This is a genomic window from Pseudomonas sp. TH32 (genome assembly GCF_016650855.1).
Taxonomy (GTDB): Bacteria; Pseudomonadota; Gammaproteobacteria; order Pseudomonadales; family Pseudomonadaceae; genus Aquipseudomonas.
On sequence record NZ_JAEKFA010000001.1, the window covers coordinates 1 to 15,505 of the forward strand.

Genomic DNA, 15,505 nt, shown 5'->3' on the forward strand with positions numbered 1-15,505 from the left:
CACCATGGAGCTTCGAACCATGTCATTGCAGTGCCCTCGCTGTCATTCCCTAAAAGTCGCTTCTTTCCATCACGCAATGAAAATTGGCGCTACCATTGGCACTCTAGGCGGCGCTGCTCGTGGCGCCAGCGCCGCACTTGCTGGCAGTCAGGCAGGGGCGCTCGTCGGAGCTATTACCGGCCCGCTGGGAGTTACCCTCGGAGCCGTTTCTGGCGCGATCCTCGGTGGGCTTGTTGGCGGCGCTGGCGGCTGTGCATTAGGCGCTCAACTCGGCGACAAGCTTGACCGACATGTACTCGCCCACAACCTCTGCCTGATCTGTGGGCATCGTTTCAACCTCCCTGCTTAAACCGTTTCCCACTTCTCTCTTTTAATACGTCCGGACGGGGCCACGCGATGCGTGGCCTTTATGCCGGCTCGCACCCTAAGGAATCGTAATCATGGCTCATCAAATCGAACAAATGGCTTACGTTGGTGCAACTCCGTGGCATGGCCTCGGCAGTCAGCTGACTCAAAAACAACCTATCGAGATCTGGCAGCGTGAAGCCGGTATGGACTGGCAGATCCAGGAAAGCCCCGTCCACTTCAAAGCCGACGCTATTGGCCATATGGGCAGTATTCACTCATTCCCAGAGCAAAAGGTACTGTACCGTTCCGACACCAAGGCTCCGCTGTCCGTGGTATCCAACCGCTACCAAATTGTCCAGCCGCGTGAGGTTATGGAGTTTTACCGTGACCTGACTGAAGTGTCCGGCTATGAGCTGGAAACGGCAGGTGTTCTGAAGGGAGGGCGTAAGTTCTGGGCATTAGCGCGAACTGGGCAAAACGCCACTTTGAAGGGCAACGATCAGGTTAATGGCTACTTGTTGCTGGCGACCTCGTGTGACGGCACCCTCGCGACAACAGCCACGCCGACCACCGTTCGCGTGGTTTGCAACAACACGTTGAGCATTGCCTTGAATTGTATCCCCCATGCAATCAAGGTCCCACATAACACGCGATTCAATCCGCAGACTGTGAAAAAGCAACTCGGTATTGCCGTCTCGCAATGGGACGAATTCATGTACCGGATGCGCGTGCTCTCCGAACGCAAAGTTCAGTGGCCTGAGGCGATGAGCTTTTTTATGGAGGTGCTATGTGAGACCTACGCCCAAGATCCCATTCCCGACGTACTACCCAACAAACGAGCGCTGGAGAAGGTGCAAAGCCTATACGAAGGCAAAGGGCGTGGATCAGGCATGGAGTCCACTCGCGGCACCGCATGGGGCCTGCTAAACGCAGTAACTGAGTATGTCGATCACGAGCGTCGTGCCAGGAGTTCAGAATACCGGATGGACTCAGCTTGGTTCGGGCAGGGAGCGCAAATCAAGCAACGCGCACTCGACTCGGCTCTTCGACTAGTTGCATAAAATTGTTTTCGACCAACATGCCTGAGCGATCACCGCTCAGGCATTTTTCCGCCTGAAGGAAAATACGATGAATTTCATACGCTTTGTCGGTCTGCTTTTCATGTTTTTCGGCATTCTGGCCAGCTGCCTGTTGGCAGTAGCGCTTGCTGTTCTCATGGCTCGCTCCTGGCCAATCCTGATTGCAGTGCTGCTGGCGGGTTTGCTATTCGAGTTGATCACGACAGAAGCCGGGGTCGAAGTATCTTTGAACCCATGCTGAAGGTAGACCAAAGGCGCATTGCTGAGTTGCTATTGAGATTCCAGCAGCAGGTCCAGGTGTTGCATAAGCTGCACGCGCTCGTCTGCACCCAGCTTACTAAACTTGATAAGCAGCTCAGCTTCGTCATCTTCGACCGCGTAAAAATACGCCGCAGGAACACTGAGCACCTCGCTCAGACGCTCGACCAAATCCGGTGCAGGAACACGCTTCCCCAACTCGTACCGGTTCATACGGGTGCTTGCAGACATCTCGTCTAAGCCGGCATCCAGTCCTAGTCGTTCTTGCGACAACCCCGCCCGAATACGCGCCTGCTTTATCCGCTTTGCCAGTACTGACATGCACACACCCAATTTCCAAAGGGGCATCGTGCATGCGCAGCTTTTTCCAAATACTACCGTTTTGGTAGTATTCGAATATCATACGAACTCAATCCAACCATCGACAAAACCGAGCACTCAGATGAAAGTCAAAATCTCGCTGATCAATGCAATGCTTTTTGCCGCTTTACAGGCAGGTGTGTCCCTGACAGCTGCCGCAGACCCGAACGTACGTGTATGCGATACGACCCCCACTCCAATGCCTATCCTTGCGATCAAACACATCGACTGCTCTATCCCCAACTCTCCGTCTTCAGTAAATAGGGCCTACGTCGATCAGAACGGCAACAAAACTTTGCAGCGTGTTGATGGAAGGCGAATCGTCAACTGCGACAGCGCAGGGACCTGCGCGCACCGTGGTGAATTCATGGGCAATGCTCCTGAAGGGATCTACGGGATCACAACCGGATGGTATCTGGGCACAGATACGTCGGGGGCCGTTGTGGCTTACAAGGAAGGTACAGGTCCAGGCTACGGAGGAAAGCGTTACGAACGACAGGCAACGAAAAGCCCATCATCAAGCCCGATAGACGTAAGCAAACTTGAAGTTGTGTGCATGGCAACGGCGGTTTTCAACTGTTCGATCAATGGGCAAGACATCGAAGATGAGGATTTACCTAAATATCTTCCGTTGGTGGATAAAAAGGATGTAAAGACAAAAGGTGGAAACTGCGACTCAGTACCACTTTGCTACGATAAGAACATGATGCTCCTGGGTCTCAACAAAGACCTATTTTAAAACTTGCGAATAGCACAAGCGAATGGAGACAAAATGGACATCAGTGTTTATTCAGCCAGCAAAATATCTAACGAGGAAATTTCCTCAATGATCGCAGAAAAAAAGTCTTTCAAAATAAAAGAAATCGAGTCTGATTTTTTTGGTGACACTGTGGAGACCATAGAAAAGCTAATTGAGTCTCAAGGACTCACGTGCAGAGTATATACCGCTGGCCGCATAGCAGCCCTCGGAGTCGGAGCACTTACTATCGTTGGTGGAATAGCAGCCGGACTTACAATTGCAGCTCACAACATTGCAACCTACAACCCAGACTACGAAATAGCCAAATTTTATCCGACAACGCTAGCCGTCATCTACAAGAAATAGAAACCTCCACCCAGCATAAATCAACCTTACGCCTTCCTTAGCAAAGCTGAGAAAGGCATAATGATCAAAAGTTTTCTTTTTGGGTAGCAGCTGAACCTTTACCCCACTCGTGCTTCTCCTGATTCACTTTAAATAAACTGAGAGGTATTTATTAGTCGACTATTATATCGACAGCATCTCGCATAGCTCTCTCCCTCATAACTATTAAAGAAAAGAGGTACCAGCCGTATGCCGTGTAATTTAGGGCATCTGGGAGGAGTCGACCACACTGACCTTTAGCCACAACATCAGTCCCTAAAGCTTTTGCATTTCAGCATGCCCAATAGCGGCCCTTCAATTTCCGAATCGCTCCGAATTATCCAGGCTTAAAGGCTATGCGTCGATACGCCAAGACAGGCCGCGTCATCAGCGACAGAGAGTTTCTTTTCGTTCACTTGATTGACAAATTGTATTTCGAACTCTTCGAGACAACGCTGGTTGCTCGTGGCACCTCCTAATTGGCCTCAGTTTAAGGCAAAGAGGTGTCTACGAAACCCGGGGCGATTCATCTAGAGCAGGGCCAACTCATAGGCATGGCATTCAACCTGTCCCTTGGGCATTGATGAGCGAAACACTTGTCGAGCGCTTGGAGACTCGGTTGCGCCAGCACCCTCTGCCACTTTCATCACTAACCATCGAAATCACCGAGGACGGTCCTAGCGGTGCTTGCGCTAGCAGCGTTGAAAAGCTTAATCGCCTGCGCCTATTGGGCATACGCCTATCGATTGATGACTTCGGCACGGGCTGTTCGTCACTTTTACGACTATGCCAGGTACCGTTTAGTGAAATAAAACTGGCGAAAGAGTTCATCCAATTTATCGACGGCCCCGGCCACTGCCGTGCAGTCATTCGCAATACACTGGTTCTGGCCGGCAATTTGGGCATGCAACTGGTGGTGGAAGGTATCGAAACCGCAGCTCAGCAGGATCATTTGTATGAGATGGGGGTGCAGATTGGTCAGGGCTTTTTGTATGCTAAACCGATGGCGATCGATGTATTTGAAAGGTGGATACAAGAACCGATGACAGAAGCCTGTTTCCAATAACGGTTTTCATTAGGCACCGACTTCTCCGTTTCGCTCCTGCGCAACAGGACAGGTCTCGACCTTTGCCATCAGGTGGGTGAGGGTTTCGAAGTCCGGCAATGGCAAAGCGCTGATCAGCACCTTGTCTTGACGGCATACCAGAAGCGAGGGTACGCCCCGTTGCTGATCATCGTAAATCAATGCATAACGAATATGCGGGTTGTCCATGCAGAAAGAAAACAGATCAAATTTCACCCCCTTCACCAATGAGGCGTTGATAATCAACAGGTCCAGAGGCTCGCGGTCGTACTCCACCGCACTAAATACCTGCACCAGTTGATGCAAGGGCGCAATTCGGTAATAACCCAAATGGTTCAGGTCCCGTTCAATCCTCAACCGGTAAAAGTGTTGTTCATCTGCGATCAGAATTCGTAGCGCTTTATTCGGCCTTATTCGCATCCTCGCGATCACTCTCAAGTTTTCCATCACTGATAAATAATCGTAAACGTCGCCGACGCATTGGCCGGCCCCGGCGTGACCTTGGCCTGTGTTTGCAAATAGCGGGCACGCAGCCGGATTGAATAGCTGCCCTCAGTCGTTCGCAGGGTCAGGCCACTGTTTTGATTGGTAGACAAAGGCAAGCCGCTGCCGTTAGGCGTCCCGACCTGCACACCTACGCCGGTGGCGGCGGGTGAACTGCCGGCAGTCGTAGGGTCCAGGCTTAGCACACCAGTACCGGCGTTGATCGCCGTCCTTGCCGGGTCAACGCGGTATTGCAGGGTGTTGTTGACCAGGGTGCCACTGGTGCCCGTACCGGAGGGTGAATTACCGCTCTGGGAGCTCCAGCCTGGTCCTGTGGTGCTAAAGGTTCCTGTAAACGCCGGGCAATCATTCAATTGAATGGCAAAATCAACCCAGCCGCTGGCCGTGTTTATTCCGGTAAATGTCTTGGTCTGATGCGTGCCCATAGGGACTGTCACATCCGGCGTACTGCAGGTGCGCGAGACAATCTGGATACTGCCGGAGATGCCCATCTTGAACCCCAACATTCTGACATCGCCAAAATTGCCAAACAGGCTCACGGTCGGCAACGTGCTGCCCATTAACACTCCCGGTGAAATATCGCCTATCTTGATGAGGATCAATTCATAATTGGATGGACCATCAAAAGGAACCAGGCACCTCCAGCCCGCCGAACACGTGGTCCATGATGGGCTACTTTGCCTTGGTAGCGGGCCGCCCGTGCTGTTAAAGGCGACCCCGAGCCCCGGAATCCTGGTTCTGTAGACTTTGTTGGCGTAGGTTCCGCTGGACCAACTGGCCAGTGAATTGTTCTCAAGAGTCATCTCCATCCATTGTTGAAACGGGGCATACAGGCACTCTAGCTTCACTGCCTGGCCCGCCGCCATGCTGAACTTCTGTCGATACACCTCAGTGCCCACCGGCACATCGCGCCCAACGCTGATGGAGGATATCTGCAACGGCATGTCGCCCACCGCCGGCTGAATACCGTTCATGTAGGTACAGGTGACTGCCATGGCCGTGTTGGCAGCGGCCCACAGCGCCATGACGGCCAATCCCGATTTGATCAAAGCCCTGATGCTCATAACGGTACCTTTTGCGTAGTGTTGGGCCGCACGCTGTTCGCGACTTGTTTGCCTGCCGCACACACGGCGTCCAGCTGTTGCAACTGCTGCCCCTCACCTGGGCCCGGCGGAATGGCCAACGCGCACTGCTGATGGGCTTTGCTGCCCCAGTTGATCAGCAATTGACGGGTGTCCGGCTTGATCCGCGCATAGAGCTGGCCACCCTGCCCGACCATGCCCACCGTGGCGCCTTCGCCATCCGTTACGCCGGCGCCGAACGGCAAGCTGCTGCCATCGTCCAAGCGCACATTGAGCAGCACCGCACGGCCTTGGTTGGTGGTGTATTTAAGGTGCACCACGGCACCGGCACGTGGTGCGACTTGCTGGCTGGTTTCGCTGAATTCGACGTCCAGGGAGCTGCCGGCCGGGTCAATGGCCACTTCATTCAACTCATATGGGCGCAAGTACGGCACCACGGCATTGCCACTCCCGTCGAGCCTTAGGCCTGGGTAACCGGAAACTTTGGCGCCCTGCGCACCGGGCGCACTGATCACGGCCATGGTTTCGCCGCGATAAGGCGACAACGTCACACCTTCGGAGTGAGCCACCACCGTGCCGCTGGCGCCCAGGGACGTGCTGGTATACCCATCGCCATAGCCCAATGCGGCATTGAGCATGGCCCGGGCGCCGGTGTACTGCCCGTTGAACGCAGCGCTCTTGCTGCTACTGCCGCCATCGTGCCCGAAGGTAGCGCCGTAGCCATACTGGCGGTCTTCGCCGGCAGTACCACTGATACCGGCCTGCTCGCTGTAGTTGCCGCGGGTGTCACGGCCAACCTGGGCGGTCATCTGCGGGCCATAACCTGAGCCGCCGAATTCCAGGGGCATGCTCATGGTCAGCAGAAAACTGTTCTCCATGTCGCCCATGCCCACACGGCTGCGGTTGGCATTCACACTGAAACTCACGCGGTTGAATTGCTTGCTATAGCTGAACTGGTATTGCACGTCGCTGCCCGGCTGGTTCCAGTAGTTCTGGGCATAGCCGCTGATAGTCACTTGGCCCCAAGGCCCGAGCGTCTGGTCGGCGGTGATGGACAGGCGGCTACGCGGGCGCCCAAATAAGCGGGTATCCCAGCCATTTTTCTCGGCATCCAGCAGTTGCACTGCATTACTGAAATCCAGGTAGTCACCGGTAGAAAACCGATAAGCCGCCACCGAAAAGTTACTGCCGGTGCTGAGTACGTTCTTGCTGTAGGACACGCGCATGCTCTGCCCTTTGGCGGTACCGCCAGCCAGCTCGGTCTGAGCATGAGTCACGTCGACCGCCATGGCACCGATGGGCGTACCGAACGCCACGCCCGTGAGTAACGCCGTGTAGTGGTCGCTCGATTGCATACCACCAAACCCGGTGAACGTGTTGTTCAGGCCGTATTGCAAAGTACCTTGCAGCAGGCGTACCTGTTGGTCGACATAGTTGTTGCGGGTTTCACCGGCGGTAAGGCTGAAACGCGCGGTTCCTGGGCGCAGCAACTGGCTGACCGAGGCATAGGGCACGATAAAGTTCTGTTCCGTGCCGTCTGCCTCGGCAACGCTCACATTGAGGTCGCCGCCGTAGCCGGTGGAGTACAGGTCGTCGATCACAAAGGCACCGGGCGCTACAGTGGTTTCCAGCAATACGTTGCCGGCCTGGCGGATGGTGACCCGCGCGTTGGTGCGCGCAATGCCACGGATAACCGGGGCATAACCGCGCATGGAGTCGGGCAGCATGCGGTCGTCGCTGGCCAACTGCACGCCGCGAAAGGACAATGTGTCGAAGATCTCGCCGCTGGTGTTGGACTCCCCCGCCGTGAACTGGCTTTTCAGCGCAGTGATATCGCGCTGTACGTAAGTGTCCAGGGCTTGGTATTTGTTGCCCTGGCGCGACTGCCAGCTCATCGACGCGTTGTGGCGCAGGCGCCAGTCACCCAGATTGAGGCCGGCGTTGAGGCCCATGAAAGCCGAGTCATAGTTACCGGAGCGGGTGCGGTTCCGATTAGCGTTAAAGTTGTAACTGAGCATGCCTGCCGTAACCCCGCGGTCCCACAGTTCAGGGCTGACATAGCCCCGGGAATTACGCTTCAAGGCCGCTTGGGGAATGCTGAGGTCGAGCGCCTGGTTCTCGGGCGAAAAGTTCGCGCTGGCGCCTTGGATCAAACTGCCCAATGCCACGCAGCCCTGACTACCGAGCGCCTGACTGGCCTCGGGTGGCAACTTGGACATTTCCACGCCCTGGCGCTCAAGCAACCCATGATCCATGCACACCACCGGCTTGCTGCCGTCGGGCTGGGCCTCAATGCGGATGTCCTGGCGGCTGTTCAACTGGCCATTGAGCAAAACGTCGGCGCGGTACTGTCCTGGCGTCACCGGGTTACCGGCCTGGTATTTACCGAGGTCAAGATTGCGTGAATCCTCAGGCAAAAACGCGTCGTTGAATTGCACCTCTTGCGCCAACGCGCCTTGCACCCCCAATGCACCAGGAGTAACGGCCAATACCCTGAGTATCAAGGTCGTAAGCGGATTCAAGGCAAAGCGAGGCTGCGCCCTCAGGGCAAGCCTGGAGCTGGAAGAGGTTGGCATAATTGACTCGCGGGTAAAAACGTCAGGGATTGATCAGGGCTTGAGTGCTTTCCGAGTCGGGATCAGCGCGCCGTAATCATTGATGGCACTGAACTCCACTTGGGCATCGGCGGCAGGTCGAGTCTTGAGGGTTGGCAGCGGGAACTGCCGGGTTTCGCCCGGGGCAACCATCCCATCCTCACTGCGAGCGCGCGTAGCACCTTGCACCAGGTCCAATTCGACCATCGACACGTAGAACGCCGACGGGTTGAACGCTTGCAACGCCAGGCCCACGCCATCAGGGGTCGACACCACTTGCCATTGCACCTGTTCAATCGCTTCAGTGGCGGTTCCAGGCAACCCGGTGGGGCGGTAGAACAGCTTGATACGCGAGCGGAATGCCATTTGCAGGGTGTTGAGGTCTGCGCCGGCTTCGGGCTTTGGCGGAATCTCCAACACGTTGAGCCAGAATATTGATTCTTTGCCTGGGGCAAGTGCAGCGCCCGTGAACATTACCCGCAGGCTTTGGCCTTTGGCCGGGTCGATACGCGCCACCGGTGGCGAAAGCAGAAACGGCGCCTTGGAACTGGTGGGGGTGGAGGTCACACTGCCGGTGTCGATCCACGCCTGCATCAGCGCAGGTTGCGTGCCGTTGTTGTTGAGTTTTACGGTGACTTCCTTCTGGCCTGCCGGGTAGATCACCCGAGTGCCGGTGATCACCACACCTGCATTGGCCTGAAAACTTGCCAGCACCATGAGGCTTGCCAGCAGTAACTGTTTGAATGGAAGTTTGTAATACATGACGTTGTCCCATCGCTGCCAGAAAACACGCCCTTCACATACCAATCAGGGCGTGTGCTCATTGCGCGCGGCTTACTGATAGTTGATAGAGTACGTAACGTTACTGATAACAGTACCTGGCGTAGTTGCTGCCTGTGCGTAGTACTGAACGGAGTACGGCAGGTCTGCACTTAGGGTGGTCGAATTGATGCTGATACGGCTGGTAGAAGCAACTTGCCCGGTATCGCCGGCCTTGATCGGTTTGCCATTAGAGGCGTCAACTAGTTGCAGTTGAGCCTTGGTGGCAGTGCCGCTCAAGTTCTTCAAATTGCCGCTGGCCGGGTCAACTGAAGCGCCGGCTTCAAAGAACGCAGAAGCGGTTTTCAGTGCAGCAGAGCACTTGCTCAGTTGAATGCTGAAACCGGTCTGGCCTGCCACTTGGCCGAGCGAGGCAAGCGAAGCGGTGGAGATCGTCGGCAACGTAACAGTGCTGCCCGCGGAGCCGGCAGCACCATTGACCGCAACCTGGCAGGTTTCAGCTTTCAGTTCGCCGTTGAAATTGATGGTGCCGTCCGACGCCATGGCGGCGGAGGTGGCGGTGGCTGCGACCAGTACAGCGAGGGCGCGGGCTTTGTAATCCATGAGGTAACTCCGAAAGAGCAAGGGTCTAAGTAAGTATTGGAGTTTCCTTTTGCAGGATAACTCCCTGTGCTGTTGCGGGGTTAAGTTTAAGGCGCCGACTGAGCCATCCAAATAGGACTGCTCCGAAAAAAACAACTAGCCAGCGTAGATTTCCAACAATTAACTATTCGCGCCCCACGCCTAAAAAACCACAAGTATCGGTTATTGTTTTTATTGATCACGCCGACACTTCGTCAATAGGAGCACTCCTAAAAAACTTGTGCCACCAGAGAGCAATTTGCAGCAAAACTCAAGAACTTAGTCCCACCCACTGTTCAACCAAACAACTGAGATGGCCCGCAATAACCACAGTGGGCCAGCGCCCTTCAGCCTGTAGCTCAGGCTCGAGCATTTTGGCTGTGGCCGCGAGATCCGCCCAACCCACCGCTAACGCAACCGCATGCAGGCGCCGCACGGCCTGCAGCGCCAGGCTGCGATCACGCAGGGCCACCGCCTCAAGCAAACTACTCAGGTGCTTGCGCAACGTCTCAGGCCCTGGGGCATTGGGTGACTGATCGGGCTGCGCCAAGATGACTTCGCACCACAGCTCAATGGTTTGTTGCAATGGCGCCTGGTGAATAGGCTTGCTCAGTGCACCATCCATACCGGCATCAAAGCAACGTGCGAGATGTTCATTGCCAGCAAACTGCGAGACCCCGATGATCGGGCAATACGTCCGCTGCTGTTGGCGCTCAAGTTCACGAAACTCGCCGGCCAGGTTATATCCATCGGCCTCTGGCAGATCACAGTCCATCAACACCAGATCAACTTCGTGTGCGCTGAAGAGGCTCAAGCCTTGGGTAATATCAGCCGCTGACAACGGCTCACAACCCAAGTCATGCAGTTGCACCTCCACTACGTGTTGATCGACTTTCGTGCCCCCACTACCAAAACCCGCAACCCCACAGATTCGGGCGCTATCGCTAGCGCCGGCGAATCGAGCGGTTCAGCCCATTCGATGGGCAACATCACCCCGACTTGGGTCCCTTTGCCCAGCGTGCTACTGAGCGTGAGCTCGCCCTGCATCAACTTCACCAACCGCCGACAGACCACCAACCCGAGCCCAGTGCCGCCCTTGCGCTTGTAAGCGTCCTTGTCCCGGACATAGGGCCGAAACAATGAACCTTGCGCCTGTTCAGACAAGCCGATGCTGCTGTCAACTACCCGAATCATCAGTTGCCGATCCCCCTCAAGCACTTGAAGCTGAACCTCTACCCGACCGACGTCGGTGAACTTGATGGCATTGAAGATCAGGTTGCGCAAAATCTGGGCCACGCGCAGCTCATCGAGTAACAAAGGGGCGACAGGTCGCTCACTCGTCACTGTCAGTTCAAGACCTTTTTCCTCGGCATACGGACGCTGGCTGTCCACCACGCGCCGGGCCAGTACACCGAGGTCCACGGCTTCCACGTTGAGCTTTAATTGCCCGGCCTCCATCTTGGAGATATCCAGCACATCGTCCACTAACCGCAACAAGGCGTTAGCGCCATTGTTAGCGAGATACGCGAAGTGGCGTTGATGTTCATCGAGCGCGGTATGCTCCAACAATTCGACAGCGGCCAGTACCGCGTTCATGGGCGAGCGAATTTCATGGCTCATCACCGCCAGGAACATCGCCTTCTCTCGCTCGTTATGGGTGGCGCGTCGACGCTGCACGCGACTTTGCCAAACGAGTGTGACGAGTATCAGCACAACGCCCAGCAGCAACCACAACTCACTTTCGTAATGATCGGTGATGGCCTCGATGGTCGGTATATCCAAGTTCATGTCTGCGAACCAGGCATCGTAGATCGCCTTGCGCTCATCCCCGGTGATGGAGGCCAGCGCCTTGTCCAGAATCGACAACAGGATCACATCGTCATCGCGTACCGCCATGCTCACCCCGGTATGCTGCTGGGGCACCACTCCGGAAACCTGCAACACGCCGTGGTACTGGCGAGACAGGTACGGAATCAGTAACCATTCTGAAGCAATGGCTGCATCTGCCTTGCCGTCCTTGACCATTGCCATCATGTCTACTGCGTTCTGGGCCGAAATGATCGTGATACCAGGCACCTTTTCCTTCAAAAATGCCGAATAGCCTTCACGTCCCAACATCACCAGCCGCTTGCCGGCGAGTTGCTCAAGATCGGCAAAAGGTTCACCGTCAAAACGACTGACAAGGATGGTCGAACTGGTGTTGTAAGGCTGGGTATAGAGGATCCCGCGATCCTCAGCGGGGTCATCGGAGCGACGCCGAGTAGGCAAGATATCGACCTCACCGCTGATCAGCATGTCTTTGCGGGCACTGCGTGTAGTGGTCGGCACAGACGTGAAATGCAACCCCGTACGGCGTGTGATCAATCCCAGGTACTTGGCCGACAGCCCTCGCAGCTCGCCACCGCTGATGTACTCGAAGGGCAACAGATTTTCGAACACACCTACGCGCAAGACCGGGTTAGCCGCAACCCAGTCGAGTTCCTGTTGCGTCAAAGTCAGTGGCGGCGGGTTCGCCTGTGCACCCACCAGGCCAGCGCAGCCCACCAGGACCAGTACCAGTAAAAGACGCCACATCATAGTTGCATCCGATGTGCCCGGATTGCCGGCAGCGCATCGAGCTGCGTATCGCCGTCCAAATCATTCCATTGCTGGAGCAATGCTCGCAGGGCTTGCGTGTAAAACGGGTTATCCCACTCCGCCTGCGTGCGCAGCAGGTTCTCCACATGCTCCGTCGCCCGGCCCATTGCTGGCCACTCCATGATCAGCGCTGCACCGTGCAAGCGATGAGCCACGTGCAGGGCGGACGGGCGATCACACAGGGCTATCGCCTTGATCAGGTTCCCCAGGTCAGCGGCCACTTCCCGGTTGATCCCGGCCTGGTCGAGCACGGGAGCCATCAAACTCACCGCGGGATCTGCCAGTGTGACGTCGCACCAACGCTCAATGACCTCGCGCAATTGGCCCAGGCCAATGGGCTTGCTCAATGCGGCGTCCATCCCGGCTTCCAGACAACGCTGAAGGTGCTGCCCACCGGTCAAGGCAGAGATAGCGATGATCGGGCAACGCGTGCGGCCCAGTTGCTGCTCGAATGCGCGCAACCTACGGGCTAGGCCATAACCATCCTCGTCCGGTAGATCGCAGTCCACCAGGATCAAGTCGTACGCGGCTTGCGCAAACAGGGCGCGGGCTTGGGCAGCATCGGCGGCCACCACGGGCCGACCACCGTAGCTGCTGATTTGTGCACGCAACACCTCTTGATTTGCCAGGGTGTCCTCCACCACCAGGATCTGCAATCCGCTGGAGGCCGGCAGCGCTGACGTGGCTTCTACTTGTGGCAGTTCAACAGGTGACGGTGCGGCCGCTACGGGCAAGCAGATAGTGATTGTGGTGCCTGCACCCAGCTCGCTCCTGAGTGTCAACGTGCCGCTCATCAAGTTGACCAATTGCTGGCAAATCACCAATCCTAATCCGGTTCCCCCTGAACGTTTGTATGACTGGCTGTCTTGTGCATACGCCCGGAACAGCGACGCCTGCACTGCGGCTGAAATCCCGATCCCGGTGTCACGCACCTCAATCTGCAATTGCCCGGCGTGGTCGGTAAGCCCCACCACCCGCACGTCGATATCGATACCGCCTGCATCGGTGAACTTGATGGCATTGGAAAGCAGATTATGAAAAATCTGCGTCAGGCGGGTGCTGTCGAGCAGCACCAAGGGTAACTGCGCTTGGATGTGGGAATTCAGCACCAGATGTTTTTCTCTGGCGCGCAAGCGGTGTAGGCCGACGACGCCTTGCACCAACGCCGTCACATCGGTCGATTCAACTGTCAGCTGTATGGGCTTCACCGTCGACCTCGACGTCTCCAAAATGTCATCCAGTAAACGCACCAACGTGTTGGCGCCACTGTTCGCCAAATGAGCAAAATGACGTTGTTGCAGGTTGAGCTGGGTGTGCCCCAGCAGCTCCAACGCCGCCAGCACGGCATTCATGGGGGAGCGTATTTCATGGTTCATGACCGCCAGGAATCTCGATTTTTCCTGCTCATTGCGTAGCGCGCGGCGCCGCAACCGATGACTGCGGTAGACCAGCGCGCACAGGCCGGCCAACGCCAGTGCACCAATCGTGAGGACATGCATGTAGTGGTTGGCGATACTCAACAGGGACGGAGCGTCTACATCCAGGTCGTGATACCAGTTCTCATAGATGGCATTGCGTTGATCCGCCGTAATGGACCCGAGAACTTTTTCAAGTATGGAACGCAGCATGACCTGGTCTGCGCGGACCGCCATGCTCACCTCCAGCACCTGGTGCCCAACCACACCCGACGTTTCCAGAACGCCCTGGAACTGTCGATACAGATAGGGCATCAGAAAGGTTTCTGAGGCGACCACCGCATCGGCCCTGCCCTCCTTGACCATGGTCAACATCTCCATGGCCGATGTGCTTCTGATGAGATGGGCCTTGGTCGCCTTTCCCCGGAATATCTCCTCGTAGTGCTCCACATCGGGAATCATCACGGTTTTGCCCTGCAGCTGTTCCAGGTCAAAAATCCCGGGACTGTCGACACGCGTGACAATAATGGGCGAGGTGGTGTGGTAGACCAACGCGACCAGCCCCTGAGTCGCGGGCTCGGACCTGAAGTGCAGGTAAGAGGACAGCAGATCCACCTGGCCTTCCAGTAGCATCTCTTCACGCGCGGCCAGGGTCTTGCCAGGTACATAAGTGAATTGAAGGCCCGTAGCGGCCGTCACAAACTGCAAGTACTGCATTGATCGACCGCGCAGTCCCCCGTCGCTCATGTACTCGAAGGGAATCAGGCTCTCCACCACCCCAACACGAAGTACCGGGTGTAGGGTTATCCAGTGCAATTGCTCTTCGCTCAGCTCAACAGAACCAGCCCAGATAAGCGGCGACCCCAGCATCAACAACACGAGAAGCCCAACACTCCACAACCTGGCTTTCATGACGTGCCGATGATCCTATTAAGCTTGAACAGTTCGTTGTTCGACGTCACGCCCAATTTGCGAAACGCTGAGGTTTTCTGGGTGCTGATGGTCTTGATACTGCGATTGAATTTCTCGGCAATTTCACTCACGGTCATACCCGCGAGATAACAGCGAATGACTTCCTGTTCTCGACTGGTCAGCTCCGCCTGGAATAACGCATCCTGCGCATTGCCCTGGCCTTCGCGGGTATCGCTGGTGACCGTTTCCGCCAAGCGGTAGGTCATGTCGGTGCTTAGGTACGCCGCACCCGCGGCGACCTTGCGAATGGCCTTGACCAGTTGGTCCATGTCTTCACCCTTGCCGACAAAACCACGGGCGCCGACCCGCATGGCCAGGCTAACTGTCGCCGGGTCGTGATGCGTGGACAAGACGAGGATATGACAGAGGGGAAACTTGACCCGCAAGGCCCGAATCAGTGATACCCCGTCCAGTTCGTCGGGATTCAGGGAGAAGTCCAGCAAGAGTAAATCCGCAGGAGACGTGGCGAGACCCGCGATAAGGTCACGGCTGCGTGCGTAAACGCCAACCACTTCAAAGTTCGCCTCACACGCCAGGGTGTTGGCGAGTCCATGCCGTACAACCGCGTGATCATCCAACAACGCAATGCGTACAGGTTTCATCGTGATCGACCCCACTCTGCGGACCGCACACAGTGCGATCGGAACA

The 15,505-nt window shown here is 56.2% G+C and carries 16 protein-coding genes; 6 read left to right on the forward strand and 10 right to left on the reverse strand.

Annotated elements, in window-relative coordinates; translation table 11 throughout:
• Nucleotides 1-19 precede the first annotated feature (19 nt).
• The 3 genes from JFV30_RS32900 (at nt 20) to JFV30_RS00010 (ending at nt 1,668) form a co-directional block, all read left to right on the forward strand.
• On the forward strand, nt 20-349 hold the full coding sequence (locus JFV30_RS32900; RefSeq protein WP_207201803.1) for a hypothetical protein: 330 nt from the start codon (nt 20-22) through the stop codon (nt 347-349).
• Nucleotides 350-440: 91 nt separating this feature from the next.
• On the forward strand, nt 441-1,409 hold the full coding sequence (locus JFV30_RS00005; protein ID WP_201121450.1) for a DUF932 domain-containing protein: 969 nt from the start codon (nt 441-443) through the stop codon (nt 1,407-1,409).
• 67 nt (nt 1,410-1,476) lie between these two features.
• Nucleotides 1,477-1,668, forward strand: coding sequence for a hypothetical protein (locus tag JFV30_RS00010; RefSeq protein WP_155584205.1), 192 nt, complete (start codon nt 1,477-1,479; stop codon nt 1,666-1,668).
• A gap of 29 nt (nt 1,669-1,697) precedes the next feature.
• Here JFV30_RS00010 and JFV30_RS00015 read toward each other — a convergent pair whose 3' ends face one another.
• Nucleotides 1,698-2,006, reverse strand: coding sequence for a helix-turn-helix domain-containing protein (locus JFV30_RS00015; RefSeq protein WP_201121451.1), 309 nt, complete (start codon nt 2,004-2,006; stop codon nt 1,698-1,700).
• Nucleotides 2,007-2,127: 121 nt separating this feature from the next.
• On the opposite strand from JFV30_RS00015, the gene JFV30_RS00020 reads away from it, so the two are divergent.
• The 3 genes from JFV30_RS00020 (at nt 2,128) to JFV30_RS00030 (ending at nt 4,234) form a co-directional block, all read left to right on the forward strand.
• On the forward strand, nt 2,128-2,784 hold the full coding sequence (locus JFV30_RS00020; protein WP_201121452.1) for a hypothetical protein: 657 nt from the start codon (nt 2,128-2,130) through the stop codon (nt 2,782-2,784).
• Nucleotides 2,785-2,817: 33 nt separating this feature from the next.
• Complete coding sequence (locus JFV30_RS00025) at nt 2,818-3,150, forward strand: hypothetical protein (RefSeq protein ID WP_201121453.1); 333 nt, start codon at nt 2,818-2,820, stop codon at nt 3,148-3,150.
• Between the two features lie 496 nt (nt 3,151-3,646).
• Complete coding sequence (locus tag JFV30_RS00030; RefSeq protein ID WP_342215024.1) at nt 3,647-4,234, forward strand: EAL domain-containing protein; 588 nt, start codon at nt 3,647-3,649, stop codon at nt 4,232-4,234.
• Nucleotides 4,235-4,243: 9 nt separating this feature from the next.
• Here JFV30_RS00030 and JFV30_RS00035 read toward each other — a convergent pair whose 3' ends face one another.
• The 9 genes from JFV30_RS00035 to JFV30_RS00070 form a co-directional block, all read right to left on the reverse strand.
• Nucleotides 4,244-4,684 carry a response regulator gene (locus JFV30_RS00035; protein WP_446739843.1) on the reverse strand — a complete coding sequence of 147 codons (441 nt, stop codon included), beginning with the start codon at nt 4,682-4,684 and terminating at the stop codon, nt 4,244-4,246.
• Nucleotides 4,685-4,698: 14 nt separating this feature from the next.
• Nucleotides 4,699-5,820, reverse strand: coding sequence for a fimbrial protein (locus tag JFV30_RS00040; RefSeq protein ID WP_201121454.1), 1,122 nt, complete (start codon nt 5,818-5,820; stop codon nt 4,699-4,701).
• On the reverse strand, nt 5,817-8,327 hold the full coding sequence (locus tag JFV30_RS00045; protein ID WP_342215017.1) for a fimbria/pilus outer membrane usher protein: 2,511 nt from the start codon (nt 8,325-8,327) through the stop codon (nt 5,817-5,819). The genes JFV30_RS00040 and JFV30_RS00045 overlap by 4 nt, the downstream gene beginning before the upstream one ends.
• Before the next feature lie 120 nt (nt 8,328-8,447).
• Complete coding sequence (locus JFV30_RS00050; RefSeq protein WP_201121455.1) at nt 8,448-9,194, reverse strand: fimbrial biogenesis chaperone; 747 nt, start codon at nt 9,192-9,194, stop codon at nt 8,448-8,450.
• Nucleotides 9,195-9,266: 72 nt separating this feature from the next.
• Complete coding sequence (locus tag JFV30_RS00055) at nt 9,267-9,815, reverse strand: fimbrial protein (protein ID WP_201121456.1); 549 nt, start codon at nt 9,813-9,815, stop codon at nt 9,267-9,269.
• A 289-nt stretch (nt 9,816-10,104) separates the two neighbouring features.
• The gene (locus tag JFV30_RS32950) at nt 10,105-10,704 is read right to left on the reverse strand and encodes a response regulator (protein WP_342215018.1); all 600 of its coding nucleotides are present in this window, start codon (nt 10,702-10,704) and stop codon (nt 10,105-10,107) included.
• A 5-nt stretch (nt 10,705-10,709) separates the two neighbouring features.
• The gene (locus JFV30_RS00060; protein ID WP_242486999.1) at nt 10,710-12,410 is read right to left on the reverse strand and encodes an ATP-binding protein; all 1,701 of its coding nucleotides are present in this window, start codon (nt 12,408-12,410) and stop codon (nt 10,710-10,712) included.
• A complete protein-coding gene (locus JFV30_RS00065; RefSeq protein WP_201121457.1) occupies nt 12,407-14,797 on the reverse strand; it encodes an ATP-binding protein in 2,391 nt (796 codons plus the stop codon). The genes JFV30_RS00060 and JFV30_RS00065 overlap by 4 nt, the downstream gene beginning before the upstream one ends.
• Nucleotides 14,794-15,459 (reverse strand): response regulator transcription factor, encoded by a 666-nt coding sequence (locus JFV30_RS00070; protein ID WP_201121458.1) that lies wholly within the window; start codon nt 15,457-15,459, stop codon nt 14,794-14,796. The genes JFV30_RS00065 and JFV30_RS00070 overlap by 4 nt, the downstream gene beginning before the upstream one ends.
• Nucleotides 15,460-15,505: the final 46 nt, after the last annotated feature.

Bases quoted from the DNA above. Each gene is read 5' to 3' on its own strand.
- JFV30_RS32900 (WP_207201803.1), top strand. From the start codon at position 20: ATGTCATTGCAGTGCCCTCGCTGTCATTCCCTAAAAGTCGCTTCTTTC.
- JFV30_RS00005 (WP_201121450.1), top strand. From the start codon at position 441: ATGGCTCATCAAATCGAACAAATGGCTTACGTTGGTGCAACTCCGTGG.
- JFV30_RS00010 (WP_155584205.1), top strand. From the start codon at position 1,477: ATGAATTTCATACGCTTTGTCGGTCTGCTTTTCATGTTTTTCGGCATT.
- JFV30_RS00015 (WP_201121451.1), bottom strand. From the start codon at position 2,006: ATGTCAGTACTGGCAAAGCGGATAAAGCAGGCGCGTATTCGGGCGGGG.
- JFV30_RS00020 (WP_201121452.1), top strand. From the start codon at position 2,128: ATGAAAGTCAAAATCTCGCTGATCAATGCAATGCTTTTTGCCGCTTTA.
- JFV30_RS00025 (WP_201121453.1), top strand. From the start codon at position 2,818: ATGGACATCAGTGTTTATTCAGCCAGCAAAATATCTAACGAGGAAATT.
- JFV30_RS00040 (WP_201121454.1), bottom strand. From the start codon at position 5,820: ATGAGCATCAGGGCTTTGATCAAATCGGGATTGGCCGTCATGGCGCTG.
- JFV30_RS00050 (WP_201121455.1), bottom strand. From the start codon at position 9,194: ATGTATTACAAACTTCCATTCAAACAGTTACTGCTGGCAAGCCTCATG.
- JFV30_RS00055 (WP_201121456.1), bottom strand. From the start codon at position 9,815: ATGGATTACAAAGCCCGCGCCCTCGCTGTACTGGTCGCAGCCACCGCC.
- JFV30_RS00060 (WP_242486999.1), bottom strand. From the start codon at position 12,410: ATGATGTGGCGTCTTTTACTGGTACTGGTCCTGGTGGGCTGCGCTGGC.
- JFV30_RS00065 (WP_201121457.1), bottom strand. From the start codon at position 14,797: ATGAAAGCCAGGTTGTGGAGTGTTGGGCTTCTCGTGTTGTTGATGCTG.
- JFV30_RS00070 (WP_201121458.1), bottom strand. From the start codon at position 15,459: ATGAAACCTGTACGCATTGCGTTGTTGGATGATCACGCGGTTGTACGG.